The organism is Scytonema sp. NUACC21 (assembly GCF_054684315.1).
In genome coordinates this window covers 14,764-30,404 of sequence record NZ_BAAFZH010000041.1, presented here as the reverse complement: position 1 = coordinate 30,404, position 15,641 = coordinate 14,764, and the positions used below count along the sequence as shown (strand labels likewise).

The following is a 15,641-nucleotide window of genomic DNA, read 5'->3' as shown; positions in this document are numbered from 1 at the left end:
ATAATAAAGTTAGGTATTATCTTTACAAAACTTTATGTACTTAACTTGGTTAGATAGCAATTCATGGCTGGTTGAAATTGGCGGGAAACGAATACTCATCGACCCTTGGCTGGTTGGTTCGTTAGTTTTTGGGAATTTGGATTGGTTTTTCAAAGGTTCCCGTCCTGAAGAACGCGCAATACCAGAAAACATTGACCTAATTGTGCTGTCTCAGGGTTTGGAAGACCATGCTCATCCACCCACGCTCAAACAACTTGACCGCAACATTCCGGTTGTCGCTTCTCCCAATGCTGCTAAAGTTGTACGGCAACTCAATTACACTCAAGTGACAGCACTTGCTCATGGAGAGACGTTTACTTTGGATGGAAGTCTCACCATTACGGCAACTCCTGGTTCTCAGATTGGTCCTACTTTGGTAGAAAATGGTTATATCTTAAAAGAGTTAGAAAGGGGGTTTTCTATTTACTACGAACCTCATGGATACCATGCTCCCTCACTTAAGCAAGCTGCTCCCATAGATGTTGTTATTACACCGCAGTTTGACTTTGGTTTGCCTTTACTTGGACCAATTGTCAGGGGCAGAAAATATGCTTTAGAAGTTGCTCAATGGTTGCAACCTCAAGTCATGATCCATACAGCAGCTGGTGGTGATGTGATTTTTGAAGGATTACTTAATTCTTTGATTCAAACCACAGGAAGTATTCAAGAATTTCGTGAATTACTGGAAAAAAATAATCTTTCAGTGCAAGTGCTTGAACCTAACCCTGGCGATCGCTTTGAACTTCCGTTAAAACAACAAGTGTAAACAAGGATGAAGGATAAAGGATAAAGGTGAAGCAATATGGGATGCTGTCATCGCTGAAACTATAGTCGTTAACTGGCAGCAAGGAGATATTTTGTTTCTTGATAACTTACGATTTGGACATGGACGCAAGCCGTTTCGAGGTAAGCGGCAAATTCTCGTAAGTTTAGGTTCTTAGTGCTTCAGTGGTCAGATCCCCGACTTCGCATTCCTTTGTCGGGGATCTCGCAACGGAACTTGTAATTAATTTTATATTTAATCAAAGTAACATCAATAAGAAAAGGGCAGGTATCAAACCTGCCCGGATACTGAACCAGGAAAAATTAAATGACTTACAACAGAACCTTCGCCAAAATTGGTTGGAAAGTGGTGGCAATTTCCGGAACGTACACCTGTGAAACGTAATCGGCAACCATCCTATCCGTATTAAACAAGGGCGCGTTCGTCTTAATTGATGCTTTCATCATTTGCACCCAGCGGTGGGGAGTGCCGTTGGCATCCTGGTCATAGTAAAGAGGAACTATTTCCTCTTCCAAAAGCTTATAAAGCGACTCTGAATCTATACTATCTTGCAAATCCTGATCGCTGGTGTGAGCATCCTCACCAATTGCCCACCCATTTATCCCTTTACCATTGGCATCTGCTATGTACCCTTCACACCACCAACCATCTAGGACGCTGCAATTAATGCCTCCGTTAAAGCAAACTTTTTGCCCGCTTGTACCGGATGCCTCTAAGGGGCGACGGGGGTTATTCAACCAAACATCAACACCTTGCACCAGTTTCTGACCGACGTAAATGTCGTAGTCTTCAATAAAGGCAACCCGATGTTGAATGGCTGAATGACGGCACCATTCCATTAAGCGCTGAATAATGCGTTTGCCTTCTTCATCTGCTGGGTGAGCTTTCCCTGCAAAAATTATTTGGACGGGACGTTGGGCGTTACCAAAAATCCTGATTGCCCGTTCGGCATCGCGCAACAGTAAGTGACCTCGCTTGTAAGGGCTGAAGCGTCGGGCAAATCCAATCGTTAGCACCTTGGGGTCAAGTAAGGTTTCTGTTGCTTGAATTTTCTCGTAGTCCTCGCCACGGTATTCGCGGGCTTTCTTAATTTTATAGCGGGTGTAGGCAATGAGCCGTTCTTTCAAGACTTGATGCCGCCACCACAGTTCTTCATTGGGAATGTTGTCAACTTTCTCCCATGTTTTGGGATCGATAACACGGGTTTTCCAATCTGCTCCTAAATACTCGGAGTACAAATCTGCTAGTAACGGGGCAGTCCAAGTGGGAGCATGGACTCCATTGGTAATGTAACCAATGGGGACTTTGTCTTCTGGACGGTCTGGATATAAAATTGTCCACATTTTTCGGGAAACATGACCGTGCAATTCACTAACGCCGTTGGCTGCACGGCACATCCGCAGTGCCAGTACGGTCATGCCAAAAGGTTCCCAAGGATCGCCCAATCGTCTTGCTCCCAATGCCAGAAATTGCTCCCGAGAAAGGCGCAACTTGGACCAGTATTGGGCAAAGAAGGAATCCATCAAGTCGGGTGAGAAGACATCGTGACCTGCTGGAACGGGTGTGTGGGTGGTGAATACGCAACGGGAACGGACATCGGCTTCTACGTCGTAGAATGATTTTCCCGTGCGCTCTATTTCTTGGCGTGCAAATTCTAAGGTACAGAAGGCAGCGTGTCCTTCGTTGAGGTGATAGACAGCAGGCTGAATGCCCAATGCTGTCAGTGCTCGTACACCTCCGATTCCTAAAACAACTTCTTGGGCAATGCGGGTTTCTTGATTCCCTCCGTAAAGGTGCCCTGTCAGCCATCGGTCAATGGGATCGTTGTCGTGGCGATCGCTATCTAGCAAGAAAAGAGTGACTCGCCCTACGTTGACTCGCCAAATTTGCACTTTTACCAGTCGCTGGCGAACTTCTACATTAATAGTGACTGGTTCGCCGCCTTCATTTTTGATTAACTCCAAAGGCATCTGCCAGAAGGGGTTATCAACGTAATAATCTTCTTGCCAGCCGTTACGGTTTAATCTCTGGCGGAAGTAACCCTGACGATACAGCAAGCCGACCCCCACCATTGGGACACCTAAATCTGATGCAGATTTTAGGTGATCCCCTGCAAGAATCCCTAAACCACCTGAGTAGACGGGTAAGGATTCATGGATGCCAAATTCGGCGCAGAAGTAGGCTATAGGGTTTTCTTGGGAAATTTGCGGTGCTACCCGACTTACCCAAGTATCTTTTCGAGTCATGTACTCGTCAAACTCTCGTGTAAGTGCCCCAAGCTGCTTTAAGTAAAATGGGTCTTCTGCTAACTGGGTGAGACGTTCGTATGATACTGCTTCTAAAATTGCTACTGCGTTATGACCGCAACGTTCCCACTCTTGGGGATCGATAGTTTGGAAAAGCGCTATGCGATCGCTCGTCCAACTCCACCAATAGTTATAGGCTAAATCTGCCAAGCGCTTGAGGGGAAATGGTAATTTCTGACCCAGCACTTGTGCTGCGTTCATTGCACTGCTGATATTCATATTGTTCAAGGTTCTCGCTTAGTTGTTCTCTCTTTCAGTCCACACGTGCTCCCAAGCAATTGTTCTTCCTTGGGTTGTTGTGCTTAAGTCTTCATCTAGAAATCATCCATTAGGGGTGGAGCGGTTTTTAGGTGTTGTTATTTTCTGAGCTATTCACGATCATCCTTCTTTTCTGATGATTTTGACACCTTTTTTACATCAATTTAATTGACGTTATTTTAAATAAATGTTTTCTTATGCAATTTTTCTTCATGAAAAACTTATAGCAGCCCTAAGTCATCGGTAAGCATTTGGATTCCCGAACCTTTATAAGGGGAGGGTTAGGCAGGGGTAGAATTGATGGTGGGCAGTGTCCACATTCTTCATTAAGCACGGGCGAGACGCCCGTACCACAAGAAAATCTGTTTGGAATTGCTTCAGGTGAAAGCTGCGACCGCAATTAAGAATTAGTTTTCCACGCCCAGCAAAAGTGAGTGAAAGCGAATGTGATCTTCAATAAAACTGGCTATGAAATAATAGCCGTGATCGTATCCGTCTTTATAACGCAAGGTGAGAGGCTGGTTAGCTGTAGCGCAAGCTTCTTCAAACACCTCAGGTAGCAACTGCTCTTTGAGATATGGATCGGCAGTACCTTGGTCAATTAAAATAGGGCTGTGATATCTATGTTGCCGGACTAATTCACTGGCATCATAGGCACGCCAGGTTTCGCGATCGCTTCCCAAGTAGCCGCTAAACACCTTTTGACCCAAAAGACAGCGCATTGGTGCGGCGATAGGTGCAAAGGCTGACACTGATTTGTACTGTTTGGGGTTTCTCAAAGCACAGACAAGGGCACCATGTCCCCCCATTGAGTGACCAAAGATACTTTGTTTGTCTGATTTTACCGGGAAATTACTTGCGATCGCAGCAGGCAACTCGCTCACAACATAGCTGTACATTCGGTAGTGAGATGCCCAAGGTTCAACGGTTGCGTCTACATAAAACCCAGCACCGCTACCAAAATCCCGTTCGTCATCCTCACCGGGAATACCAGTATTTCGAGGGCTAGTATCCGGTGCTACAAGCATTACACCGTATTTGGCTGCGTATTGTTGTGCCCCTGCTTTGACCATAAAGTTTTCCTCTGTAGAAGTTAAACCAGAGAGGAAATAAAGAATGGGCACTGGTTGTTGAGCCGCTTGTGGTGGTTGATAAACAGCAAACCGCATCTCTCCGTTACAGGTTGAGGAGTGATGACTGTAAAAGCCGAGTTTGCCTTCAAAGGATTTGTGTTCTGAGATAAGGTTGAGATTGCTCATTAGGATGAATGAGTGGAAAAATTAAGTGTCAAAATCAATGGTGGGCAGTGCTACGGGGCTTGGTGTGGAAAAATTGAGTGTCAAAATCAATGGTGGGCAGTGCCCACCCTACGGGGCTTGGCGCTTCGTTAATTAAAGGTCACTACGCTACGAATTGATTCACCCTGGTGCATCAAATCAAAAGCATCATTAATACGTTCTATTGGCATCACGTGCGTAATCAAATCGTCAATATTAATTTTTCCCTGCATATACCAATCCACAATTTTTGGCACATCCGTCCGCCCTCTAGCCCCACCAAATGCCGAGCCTTTCCACACCCGCCCAGTCACGAGTTGGAAAGGACGAGTGCTAATTTCTTGACCGGCACCAGCAACGCCAATAATCACGCTGACCCCCCAACCTTTATGGCAGCATTCCAAAGCTTGGCGCATGACATTCACATTACCAATGGCGTTCTTTGGAAACCGGACGCGGCGGCTGGGGTTGCGATATGAAAGAAAAATTACCCAGTGGCGAACAAATTCGCGCCCAGCTACGGACGCCAAACCCCGAACGCATTTTTGCCGTCCGTCATGCCATGTTATTGGGGATGACCATTGAGGAAATTTACGAGTTAACGGGAATTGACCCTTGGTTTCTCGACAAGATGCAGGAACTGCTGGAGGTGGAGAAATTTATCAAGCGGACGCCGTTGCAGCAGTTAACTCAAGAGCAAATGTTTGAGGTTAAGCGACAGGGTTTTAGCGATCGCCAGATTGCCTATGCTACCAAAACTACGGAAGATGAAGTTAGATCTCACCGCAAAAAACTAGGTGTCGTTCCAGTTTATAAGACAGTAGATACCTGTGCTGCTGAGTTTGAGGCGTTTACCCCTTATCACTACTCTACCTACGAAGAAGAAACAGAGGTTCAGCCAACCACCAAACCCAAGGTGATGATTTTGGGAGGTGGACCCAACCGTATTGGACAGGGCATTGAATTTGACTATTGTTGCTGTCATGCTGCCTTTGCTTTAAAAGAAGCGGGTTATGAAACAATCATGGTCAACTCCAATCCCGAGACGGTATCCACTGATTACGATACAAGCGATCGCCTGTACTTTGAACCACTGACAAGAGAAGATGTGCTTAATATCATTGAGGCGGAGAATCCTGTTGGGGTGATTGTTCAGTTTGGCGGTCAAACTCCGTTGAAGTTGTCGGTGCCATTGCAAAAATATTTGCAGGAAGTTGAGGCGAGTACAAACACCGGGCAGGAAACCGCCCCAATTCAAACAAAAATTTGGGGAACTTCACCAGATTCTATTGACAATGCCGAAGACCGGGAGCGGTTTGAGAAAATTCTCAAAGATTTGAATATTGCCCAACCACCAAATGGGACTGCCCGGAGTTATGAAGATGCTCTTGTTGTTGCCAAACGCATTGGTTATCCGGTCGTTGTGCGTCCCAGTTACGTATTGGGTGGACGGGCAATGGAAATTGTCTACTCCGATACAGAGTTAGAACGTTACATGACCTTCGCAGTACAGGTAGAACCCGAACATCCGATTTTAATTGATAAGTTTTTGGAAAATGCCATCGAAGTTGATGTAGACGCCATTGCCGACCATACCGGACAAGTTGTGATTGGTGGTATAATGGAGCACATTGAACAAGCAGGCATTCACTCTGGGGATTCTGCCTGTACTTTGCCTTCCATTTCCCTAGCACCGCTGGTTTTAGATAAAATTCGTGCTTGGACTATCCAGCTGGCAAAAGCACTCAATGTGGTGGGATTGATGAATATTCAGTTTGCCATTGTTGGTTCTCAAACATATTCACCCCTGGTTTATATCCTGGAAGCTAATCCCCGTGCATCCCGCACTGTACCGTTTGTTTCTAAAGCTACTGGTGTGCCATTGGCAAAACTGGCATCCTTAATCATGTCCGGGAAAACTTTAGAAGAGTTGGGCTTTACCAAAGAAGTTATCCCAGATCATATTGCAGTCAAAGAAGCGGTCTTACCATTTAATAAATTTCCAGGAACTGATGTTATCTTGGGACCGGAAATGCGTTCTACGGGTGAGGTCATGGGTATCGATAGTGATTTTGGACGTGCCTATGCTAAAGCGGAACTGGGGGCTGGAGAACGTTTACCCTTAAGCGGTACTGTGTTCGTATCAATGAACGATCGCGATAAAGCGGCTGCAGTTTCTGTCGTCAGAGAATTTATGGATTTAGGTTTTGCCGTGATGGCAACAGAAGGCACCCGTCGAGTTCTTCAAGAACACGAGTTAGATGTTGAGTTGGTTCTCAAACTGCATGAAGGACGTCCTCACGTCTTAGACGCAATTAAAAACCATAGAATTCAACTCATTATCAATACACCTTCTGGTGAAGATGCTTATAGCGACGCTAAACTCATCCGCCGCACAGCTTTGACTTACAAAATCCCCATCATTACTACTATTGCTGGGGCAAAAGCCACTGTTGCTGCAATCCGTTCTTTGCAAAGTACAACTTTGGATGTGAAAGTTATTCAGGATTACACTACTCTAAGTTAAAAGATCGAGGAAATGTGTAGCAACGGATTTTTCGAGAGTTTCACGGGTTTGGCGCTGAAGATTTACCGATTTTAGCCAATGCAATATATGTATCCACACAAAATCTATCCGTGACATCCGTTAAATCATCCGTTGCTACTTCCTCTCCTGTGAATTATCCGGAACTTGAAGTAAAAATAAAGTAAAGGTGATAGACAAATACTTATAGTTAATATTGAATTTTTTTTTAAATTCTTAGAAGTTTTTCTTTTTCAAGATACATTTATTAAAGAGGTTTATAAATCTTATAAGGGAGGAGAGTTAGCTTGAACAACCTCTTGGGAAAAGAAATTTAGCCTGAGATCTAGTCAAATAATTATCATAAATGTTACAGTAATTAATAATAAAAATAAAAAGTGTTTACTCAGTTACTTTTTATCTAACTTTAGATAGTTGTAAAAAAGGGGAAATAATTGTAGTTTTTTGCAGTTAAGAACCAAAATTGATGACCAATAGCCGCAGAGCCTCCTTGTGCGTAAGTTGCGAATCACAGCACGGGTGCTCAGTTAAAAGCTGAGTAGCACCCCTCTAAAAGGCATCTATCAGAACAAACCCTTACTGTTAAACCCATAATTACAAAAGAGTAGTGCCATGAAGACCGCTCAGACAGCCACAGACCTCGTGCGGACTTACCTGCGTGAGATTGGACGTGTACCACTCCTGTCCCATGAGGAAGAAATATTCTATGGCAAGCAGGTACAACGTTCAACGTCATTGCATGAAGTCAGGGAGTCTCTTGCCACTAAGTTAGGTCGTCAACCATCTATAGAAGAGTGGGCAAAAGCGACACAACTAGAACCAGCAGAGTTAAACGAAATCATAGCAGACGGTGAAATCGCCAAACGCAGGATGGTGGAAGCCAATCTGCGACTGGTTGTGTCTGTTGCTAAAAAATATATTAAACGCAATGTAGATTTGCTTGACCTAATACAAGAGGGTAGTATAGGAATGCAAAGGGGTGTAGAAAAATTTGACCCCACGAAAGGTTATAGGTTTTCTACTTATGCATACTGGTGGATTCGTCAAGCTATAACTCGTGCGATCGCTGAAAAAGGACGCACTATTAGGTTACCTATTCACATTACTGAGAAATTGAATAAAATTAAGAAAGCACAACGGCAATTATCGCAGAAACTTGGCCGTGCCCCCACCGCATCTGAACTAGCCCAAGAATTAGAATTAACTCCCAAACAGGTACGAGAGTATCTAGAAAAAGCACGATTGCCATTATCCTTAGATCTGCGTTTGGGTGATAACTACGATACAGAACTTGGGGAAATGTTGGAAGATCCGGGACTTTCTCCAGAAGAATTTGTCTCGCAATCAGCCTTATCTAATGATTTGGAACGACTCATGGAGGAACTGACACCGCAACAAAGAGAAGTTCTATCCCTCCGGTTTGGTTTACATGACGGGCAATCACTGACACTCTCAAGAATTGGTGAAATTCTCAACATCAGCCGCGAACGAGTCCGGCAAATTGAGAGAGAAGCTTTGAGTAAACTCCGAAAATCTAAGGCTGGTATTAATGAATATTTGGCAAGTTAGTCATTATGTCAAAACTTCCCTGTGGGATCTCTTGATGTAATAAAATACAAGCTCGGCTGTATAGCTTACCAGCCGAGTTTTGTTCTATATACGGATTCTTGTCATTCCTGATTCTTTATTTCCTACATAACTATGAATGAAGCCATATCTCCACCACCACACAAAATCATTGGTGTTGCTATAATACGGAACGATCTGGGGCAAATTCTTATCGATCGCCGTCGTTCAGAAGGAGTCATGGGCGGTTTGTGGGAATTTCCTGGAGGTAAAGTTGAGCCCAATGAAACAGTTCAAGAGTGTATTAAACGGGAAATACACGAAGAGTTAGGAATCGAGATTGAAGTTGGCAAGCATTTACTGACTATTGACCACACCTACACTCATTTGCGCGTTAACCTCACAGTACACGAATGTCGCCACCTTTCTGGTATTCCTCAACCACTTGAATGTGATGAAGTCCGGTGGGTGAATTTGGATGAGTTAGAAACGTTTACTTTCCCTGAAGCAAACGTTCAAATTATTGAGGCTTTGAGAAGGGTTAGTAGTTAGTGGTTGGTAGTTAGTAGTTAACTAAGTATTTGTAGGGTGGGCACTGCCCACCAAATCTAAGTTGTGGTGGGCAGTGCCCACTACAAGTATTTCAAAAATCAAATAGTAATCCTACTAACAATTCATTTTCTCAAGAATCACCTACGTTAAAATATTTTAATTTTCAACAAGAGACACCTATGATGAAAAAAACTAGATCTGTAATTGTAATAGCAGCAATTTTAGCAGTCTTCACAAGTGGCTGTCGCTCTAATGAAGAATATCAGAGATTAGCAAAAGCTGGAAATAGTTACACTAGGGCTATGGACAGCTTATTAACCACTGCTGGTCAAATTAAAATTGACTCAACTTCTGAGCAGCTACTGAAAGATGATAGGCTAGAGAATCAAACCCTTGATAAATACGAAGAGTTATCTAAACTTGATATTCAAAGGCTTGAAATACTAGAAAATCTCCGCAATCACAATCGGCTCCTTACACGTTACTTTACCCTACTAGACGAGCTAGCGACTTCTAATGCACCTCAGAAAGCTCAGCAAGAAATTGGGGGTATTGTCGATAACCTAAACAAAATTGGTACTCAAATTCGTAGCAGCCCTCTTATTTCTAATAAAAGTGCCCTTCAATCTGTAGGAGGTTTCATTGTTAATTCCCAAATCCGGGGTGTACTTAGGGAAGAACTTGAAAAGCGCAAAGATACTATTGACCTCGAATTGAAAACTCAACAAGTGTTACTTGAAACACTAAGTCATTCAATTGAGCAAGATATGAAGCTGATCGTAGAATCACAAAAGTTACGCCTAGTCATTAGACCTTTAGGTGAAGAAAACCCGATACCTGACCCAGATGATTGGATTGCCAGCAGAAGAAAGATTCTGACTATGAATACAACTGTTTCGGAACTTGAGGAAGCTAGTAAATCTGCAGGAAAATTCAGGGATTTATTTAAGGATTTTGTTGAAGGTAAACTGAACCGCCAGCGTTTAAATACCCTTCTAAATGATATCGAATCATTTATCACAATTGTTGAGAAATTTAAAAATTCATAGGAGAACAAATATGTTAATTAACATGAATGAAATTGAAAAAATTAGAACTGAGTGCCTTGCACAACTTAAAAAGCTGGAACGAGAGATCAATTCAAGCACAGTTCAGCTTTTCTGGGAAGACAAAAAGCGCAATCCGGAGAAAGTCAAAAAATTTTTCATAGAGCGACGGGCAATTGTAGCCAGCCGTGCAAAGTTGGAGAACGCAATTTTAGCAAGGATAGCGCGATCGCTAAGTGAACTTGAAGATGACCTTAAAGAAGGCTGCAAGAATCTGCAAACACAAATTGACAAACTAGATAACGAAATTGCCTTTCTCAATGTTATCTCGCGTGTATCTGGCATACTAGCTAAAATTCTCCTGATTGTATAAGGCTCCTATCTTTCACCACCGTTTCCCAATCGAAAATCATAGCCGAAAAACCTGATTAATTCGTAGGGTGGGCACTGCCCACCACTCATTATTTCCTATTAAAACCAAAGACGCTGTTTGAAGAAACATTCAGGTGATGTGTGAATCTGTACAAAAATTACCAACTGATTGGAAAAATGCATACCCTTAGATGATGTTGAGTTGGAAAAATGAGTTATTTATACTTGTTAGATACAAACATCATTTCTGAACTAATTAAAAACCCCAGAGGTGCCATATTTTCAAAAAATCAAAACGTCGGAGAAGATACAGTTTGTAGGTTGGGTTGAGGAACGAAACCCAACATAATCGGTCATCTGATTGATACGGTCTTGCTTGTCAAATATAGCCCAGTTCGACAAGAGCTATAGAGAGTTCTTCTTCAAAACGCTGATAAGCCGGAACTTCTCGTAAGCGCTCCAAACGCATAATTTTAGCTCTCCCGGTCAACGCTTTGTAAATATCGCTCAATCTCAAAGCGACTTACGTAATCTGACTCTCCCACACGCCGCACTACAGGACGAATTCGAGTTTTACGATTTACCATACTAACTTCCGGGTTAACTACGCTCACCAAATCAGCAAACATCGCTTCTCCATCTTCTAAACAGGAGAGAACTACTGGAGAATGGCTGTTAAGTAGCATTTGGGACAACGGTTCAGTTTCGTCTACTTCCTCACTCGTAATATCAGTGACACAACAGCGTAATTTTTCCATCAAAGTCTTCAGTCGAAAGGGGTGAACCCCATTTTCTGGCTCCTCAAAGCATACCAATCCGTGATGTTTTGGGTCATATAAAAGAACTAGAAGCGCCAATACTCGCAAAGTGCCATCGGAGACAACACGAGAACTGAAGGGTATACCGTCACGATAATCAATTTCAATTTGATACTCTTTATTTTTCTTATCTAAGAAAATATCTAAATCAACCACCCCTGGAATTAGGGAAGTAAGTGCAGCCGCAATATCAGCTATGGCTCCTTTAGGTTGACTTTCAGTTGCTGTCTCGGCTTGTATCCTTGCCAACACAGTAGCGAGATTTGCTCCATCTGGTTGCAAGTCCAATGCTGCGGTAGTAGGACTCGGACGGCGCAAGGAAGTCGGGTCAAGCTGGAGAAAGTGCCAGGAACGCATTTCCTCGCGGATAGCATAAAGATGGGGATATTCAGCACTGGTGATGCTAGAAAGTACCGTAGCCTCAGCGTTAGTCGCCTTCATAGTACGCCCTGCGGCTTCGCCATCTGGCATAATTTGAAAGCTAGGTTGTCCACCAGTTTCCGTTGTGGTTAACCAAGGGGAATATTGCCCGTATTTTAGAATAGATGTGCGACAAATTCCCATCCCTTAACCTCAGAAACCACAATGAAACAAATTCTCCTTGCAGAACTTCCCGAAACCGTCCAAAACCTAATTAACCAAACTCAAAAAACAGGTGAACCCCTCACTATCATACAAAATGGTGTCCCCTGCGCCATCATTTCCCCTATTCAGAAAAAATCCCTCCTGGAAACCCTCTCCACACTTGAACCGTTGGACGAAGACTTTGCCGATGTGGACGAAGGATTATTACCCTTAGATGATGTTGAGTTTGAAAAATGAGTTATTTATACTTGTTAGATACAAACATCATTTCTGAAATAATTAAAAACCCCAGAGGTGAGATATTTTCAAAGATTCAAAACGTCGGAGAAGATACAGTTTGTACAAGTATTATCGTAACTTGTGAATCAAGATTTGGAGCGAAAAAAAAGAACTCTCAAAAGCTCATAGAAAAACTTGAAATAATCTTCGATAGTATTGAAATACTACCCCTAACTCATCCTGTAGAGCAATATTATGCAGAAATTCGCACAGATTTAGAACAGCAAGGTAAACTAGAGACTTTATTATCGAGCTATTTCAAAAATACCCCCTCGATGTTCCAGCCCATCGCAGTTGCCTCATTGACCGTTGGTTGGGAACCGATAGTACGGCAGACGTACAAGAAAAGATTATCGGAGAGTGCGATCGCCTTATTGAATGACCTGAAAAACAACGCATCGGAAATTTATGCTCGTTTGGCTAAATAGTTAGCCAATAGCAATCAGCAAGTGCTATTGAAAACCGCACTACAAGCATTAGAATACAAAATTTGTAGTATCCCCTTGACATTATGTCGAATTTGTATTACATATGTAGTATAAGCATAAAAGCCTCCTCAAAAGGCAAAACTAAAACTCCTTGAAACCTTGACAATTGCATAGATGCCAATTTTGGGGTCGCGATTGGTGTTCGACTGCTCCGAAGCCAACAAACGGACGGCTCCAGGACTCGGGTTCAATTCCCGACGGCTCCACTAGACTTATAATCTTTACTCAATACAGAGGTGAGTTCAATGATGTTAGCTAATTCATGTTTAATAACAACTCAATTAGTACAACTGCATTTAAACAACTTGATATATGAGCGAACATCGTTTGAGCGAGATTGTGATTGAGCGTCCTCGGGGTGGGATGAAAATTAGCCTCAAAAAGGTGACTGGCTTTAAAAAGCAATTGCACAAAATCACTGAGGATGCAATTCAGGATGGGTTGTTGAATCCCTACCTGATTAAACCAAGAAATAAATCTAAGTATCTTTCAGACCATCTCGGTCCCTTGCGTCGGTTTTTGCGCTCAAAAGTCGGACAGCCTTGGAATGAAGTTTACAGCCAACTGTGTCAACGATTAGATTCCAACACAATGGCAGGAAAGCACGTTATCGATCATGTGTGGGACTATGTTGAACGACATGTAGAAATAATTGATGGTGGTTTTTACTTCTAGTACTATCACTTTTGATTACACCAGGAGCCACTGCCTATTTACTAGTTAAACGCTTGCATCAAGTGATGGTTTTAGGCGCGTCTATTGGTGTCTTCTCTAGTATTACTGGAATGTACCTCAGCTACTTTTACAATTTTCCTTCAGGACCAGCAATTGTTTTGGTTGTATCGGGCTTATTTCTACTGGCGTTACTTTTCAGTCCCAGACATGGTATTTTTACCCAACCTAAAGTTAGCAACTTTTCTCGGTTAGAGAATTAGTTGCACTGCTTTTTTTCAACCGCAAACAAGCTCCAGCAACGAGACCTATACCAAGTAGGGCTGAAGGTTCTGGTACCTTCTTCCGATATTCCTCAAAGTCATAGGTGACTTTGATACTTGCCTTAGCATATGTAGAGACACTGGATATGATATTGCCAGGTCCAGTAACGTTGGATGTCGCAAGAGCAGTGAACAAAAAGTCTAGGTTACCAAGACCTGTAAACGACTGCAATAAGCTGCTATCGGTGAAGGTTTTCGTATCAGACTTACTGGCTACAAGTCCCTCCAGTGTCTTACCAGAAGTACCACCAAAATCAGTGATTTTGTCAAATTGGGTAACGTTGTAGCTGTACTGCTGTTGCGGATTTAACTCCAATAAAGACGACCCGTCTGGCATATTTAGCTTGACCAGACCGGAAAGGTCTACAGTCACCGTACTTGGGGTTGCATTTCTGCTTTCAAATTGTGCATCTCCTTTGATATCGCCGCTAAAATCTATCTTTACACTCTTAAGTGTGCCGAGCTTTGAATCAAATTTTTGGATACTTAAAGGAGATTTTATGATGTCTGTTAAACCATATCCCTCGTAAGGCACATTCTCCTTATCCATCTCAGTTGGGTTGTATTGTGCCGTGTACTCAAGAGTTGCTGCACTAGCAACTCCGGCAGATGCGACTACGCCTGATACTGTTAAGGCGGTAGCTGCAGTTAACATACCTAAAAGTTTTGTGTTCATCATAGATTACCAGTGGCAAAACTCTGGTCGCTATACCTCCGATTTATTTGTAACTTTGTGGTTTTGTAAACAGGCTTGATATTTCTACTTAATTTTTTATAAATTTTGCTTTATATAAGAATTACAGCACTGCTGTAAAATTAGCCTAAATGCAGCCGCAAATCTGTGTTTTAAAACCGTTTGCTAATAGCTGCTGCATTATTTTCCTTTGTCAGGTAAGCTGACATCAGCAGTCTAATCTTCAAAACAAACGATGGCAACTCGTCCGAAAATTCTAGCTCTAGACTTTGATGGTGTCATTTGTGACGGACTGATTGAATACTTTGAGGTATCTTGGCGTACCTATTGTCATGTTTGGTTACAAGAAGACCAGACACCGCCGGATGGTTTAGCTTCCAAATTCTATCGGTTGAGACCGGTGATTGAAACAGGTTGGGAAATGCCAGTTTTAATCAAAGCGCTACTTCAGGGAATTGCCGAAGAAAAGATTCTTCAGGAATGGGGAGCGATCGCCCATCAAATTTTACAAGAAGATAATTTCAAGGCAACAGAAATAGGTAGTAAACTGGATAGACAAAGAGATGAATGGATAGCCAAGGATTTGGACAGTTGGCTAAGCCTGCACAAATTTTATCCGGGAGTTGTTGAAAAACTCAAAACGACTGTTTCAAGCCCAATTAAATTATATATTGTCACCACCAAAGAAGGTCGTTTTGCACAACAACTCTTAGGAAAACAAGGGGTTGAACTACCAAAAGAAGTTATTTTTGGTAAAGAAGTGAAGCGTCCTAAATATGAGACTTTGCGAGAATTAATTCGCGCAGAAAATACCACCCCAGATAGTTTGTGGTTTGTGGAAGACAGATTAAAAACTTTACAGTTAGTCGAACAGCAACCAGACTTACAGGAGGTTAAACTCTTTCTAGCAGACTGGGGTTACAATACTTCGATGGAAAGAGCAGCTGCTCAAAACGATCCCCGAATTCGATTGTTGCCTCTTGCTCTGTTTGCTGAAGATTTTTCTGATTGGTAAGTGGTCAGTGGTGAGTCGTTAA

13 protein-coding genes, 1 other RNA gene and 4 pseudogenes are annotated in these 15,641 nt (G+C 42.7%); 13 read left to right on the top strand and 5 right to left on the bottom strand.

Translation table 11 applies throughout. The annotated features are described in order from the left end of the window. Positions 1-34: 34 nt before the first annotated feature. A complete protein-coding gene (locus tag ACYRY3_RS04585) occupies positions 35-805 on the top strand; it encodes an MBL fold metallo-hydrolase (RefSeq protein WP_460200549.1) in 771 nt (256 codons plus the stop codon). Between the two features lie 13 nt (positions 806-818). Then, positions 819-980 (top strand): TauD/TfdA family dioxygenase, encoded by a 162-nt coding sequence (locus tag ACYRY3_RS04580; protein ID WP_460200560.1) that lies wholly within the window; start codon positions 819-821, stop codon positions 978-980. Positions 981-1,134: 154 nt separating this feature from the next. Here the strand turns inward: ACYRY3_RS04580 and glgP are convergent, their stop codons facing one another. The 3 genes and pseudogenes from glgP to ACYRY3_RS04565 all read right to left on the bottom strand — a co-directional run. After that, positions 1,135-3,348, bottom strand: coding sequence for an alpha-glucan family phosphorylase (gene glgP, locus ACYRY3_RS04575; protein ID WP_460200548.1), 2,214 nt, complete (start codon positions 3,346-3,348; stop codon positions 1,135-1,137). A 446-nt stretch (positions 3,349-3,794) separates the two neighbouring features. Next, entirely contained in the window at positions 3,795-4,646 is an 852-nt protein-coding gene (gene fghA, locus ACYRY3_RS04570; RefSeq protein ID WP_460200547.1) for an S-formylglutathione hydrolase, read from the bottom strand. 128 nt (positions 4,647-4,774) lie between these two features. Continuing rightward, positions 4,775-5,098 (bottom strand): annotated as a pseudogene (locus tag ACYRY3_RS04565) (S-(hydroxymethyl)glutathione dehydrogenase); the annotation flags it as partial. Positions 5,099-5,100: 2 nt separating this feature from the next. Between ACYRY3_RS04565 and carB the strand changes: the two are divergent. The 5 genes and pseudogenes from carB to ACYRY3_RS04540 form a co-directional block, all read left to right on the top strand. Then, positions 5,101-7,191, top strand: a pseudogene (gene carB / locus ACYRY3_RS04560) (carbamoyl-phosphate synthase large subunit); the annotation flags it as partial. A 630-nt stretch (positions 7,192-7,821) separates the two neighbouring features. Then, the gene (locus ACYRY3_RS04555; RefSeq protein WP_460200546.1) at positions 7,822-8,778 is read left to right on the top strand and encodes an RNA polymerase sigma factor, RpoD/SigA family; all 957 of its coding nucleotides are present in this window, start codon (positions 7,822-7,824) and stop codon (positions 8,776-8,778) included. A gap of 132 nt (positions 8,779-8,910) precedes the next feature. Next, positions 8,911-9,327 (top strand): 8-oxo-dGTP diphosphatase MutT, encoded by a 417-nt coding sequence (mutT, locus tag ACYRY3_RS04550; protein WP_460200545.1) that lies wholly within the window; start codon positions 8,911-8,913, stop codon positions 9,325-9,327. Between the two features lie 179 nt (positions 9,328-9,506). Beyond that, entirely contained in the window at positions 9,507-10,376 is an 870-nt protein-coding gene (locus ACYRY3_RS04545) for a hypothetical protein (RefSeq protein WP_460200544.1), read from the top strand. A 10-nt stretch (positions 10,377-10,386) separates the two neighbouring features. Continuing rightward, positions 10,387-10,746 carry a hypothetical protein gene (locus ACYRY3_RS04540; protein WP_460200543.1) on the top strand — a complete coding sequence of 120 codons (360 nt, stop codon included), beginning with the start codon at positions 10,387-10,389 and terminating at the stop codon, positions 10,744-10,746. 472 nt (positions 10,747-11,218) lie between these two features. Here the strand turns inward: ACYRY3_RS04540 and ACYRY3_RS04535 are convergent, their stop codons facing one another. Continuing rightward, entirely contained in the window at positions 11,219-12,127 is a 909-nt protein-coding gene (locus ACYRY3_RS04535; RefSeq protein WP_460200542.1) for an AAA family ATPase, read from the bottom strand. A gap of 21 nt (positions 12,128-12,148) precedes the next feature. On the opposite strand from ACYRY3_RS04535, the gene ACYRY3_RS04530 reads away from it, so the two are divergent. From ACYRY3_RS04530 to ACYRY3_RS04510, 5 genes and pseudogenes are all read left to right on the top strand, one after another. Further along, positions 12,149-12,385 carry a type II toxin-antitoxin system Phd/YefM family antitoxin gene (locus tag ACYRY3_RS04530; protein WP_460200541.1) on the top strand — a complete coding sequence of 79 codons (237 nt, stop codon included), beginning with the start codon at positions 12,149-12,151 and terminating at the stop codon, positions 12,383-12,385. Further along, positions 12,382-12,855, top strand: coding sequence for a PIN domain-containing protein (locus ACYRY3_RS04525; protein ID WP_460200540.1), 474 nt, complete (start codon positions 12,382-12,384; stop codon positions 12,853-12,855). The genes ACYRY3_RS04530 and ACYRY3_RS04525 overlap by 4 nt, the downstream gene beginning before the upstream one ends. A gap of 185 nt (positions 12,856-13,040) precedes the next feature. After that, positions 13,041-13,124: a transfer-messenger RNA gene (ssrA, locus tag ACYRY3_RS04520) on the top strand. 103 nt (positions 13,125-13,227) lie between these two features. Beyond that, a pseudogene (locus tag ACYRY3_RS04515) lies at positions 13,228-13,584 on the top strand (hypothetical protein); the annotation flags it as partial. Further along, a pseudogene (locus tag ACYRY3_RS04510) lies at positions 13,581-13,850 on the top strand (metal ABC transporter permease); the annotation flags it as partial. The pseudogenes ACYRY3_RS04515 and ACYRY3_RS04510, both read left to right, overlap by 4 nt. On the opposite strand, the gene ACYRY3_RS04505 reads toward ACYRY3_RS04510, so the two are convergent. Then, complete coding sequence (locus ACYRY3_RS04505; protein WP_460200539.1) at positions 13,822-14,589, bottom strand: choice-of-anchor E domain-containing protein; 768 nt, start codon at positions 14,587-14,589, stop codon at positions 13,822-13,824. The pseudogene ACYRY3_RS04510 and the gene ACYRY3_RS04505 overlap by 29 nt on opposite strands. 250 nt (positions 14,590-14,839) lie before the next feature. Here ACYRY3_RS04505 and ACYRY3_RS04500 point away from each other — a divergent pair, with 250 nt between their 5' ends. Beyond that, complete coding sequence (locus ACYRY3_RS04500; protein ID WP_460200538.1) at positions 14,840-15,619, top strand: HAD family hydrolase; 780 nt, start codon at positions 14,840-14,842, stop codon at positions 15,617-15,619. Positions 15,620-15,641 lie beyond the last annotated feature (22 nt).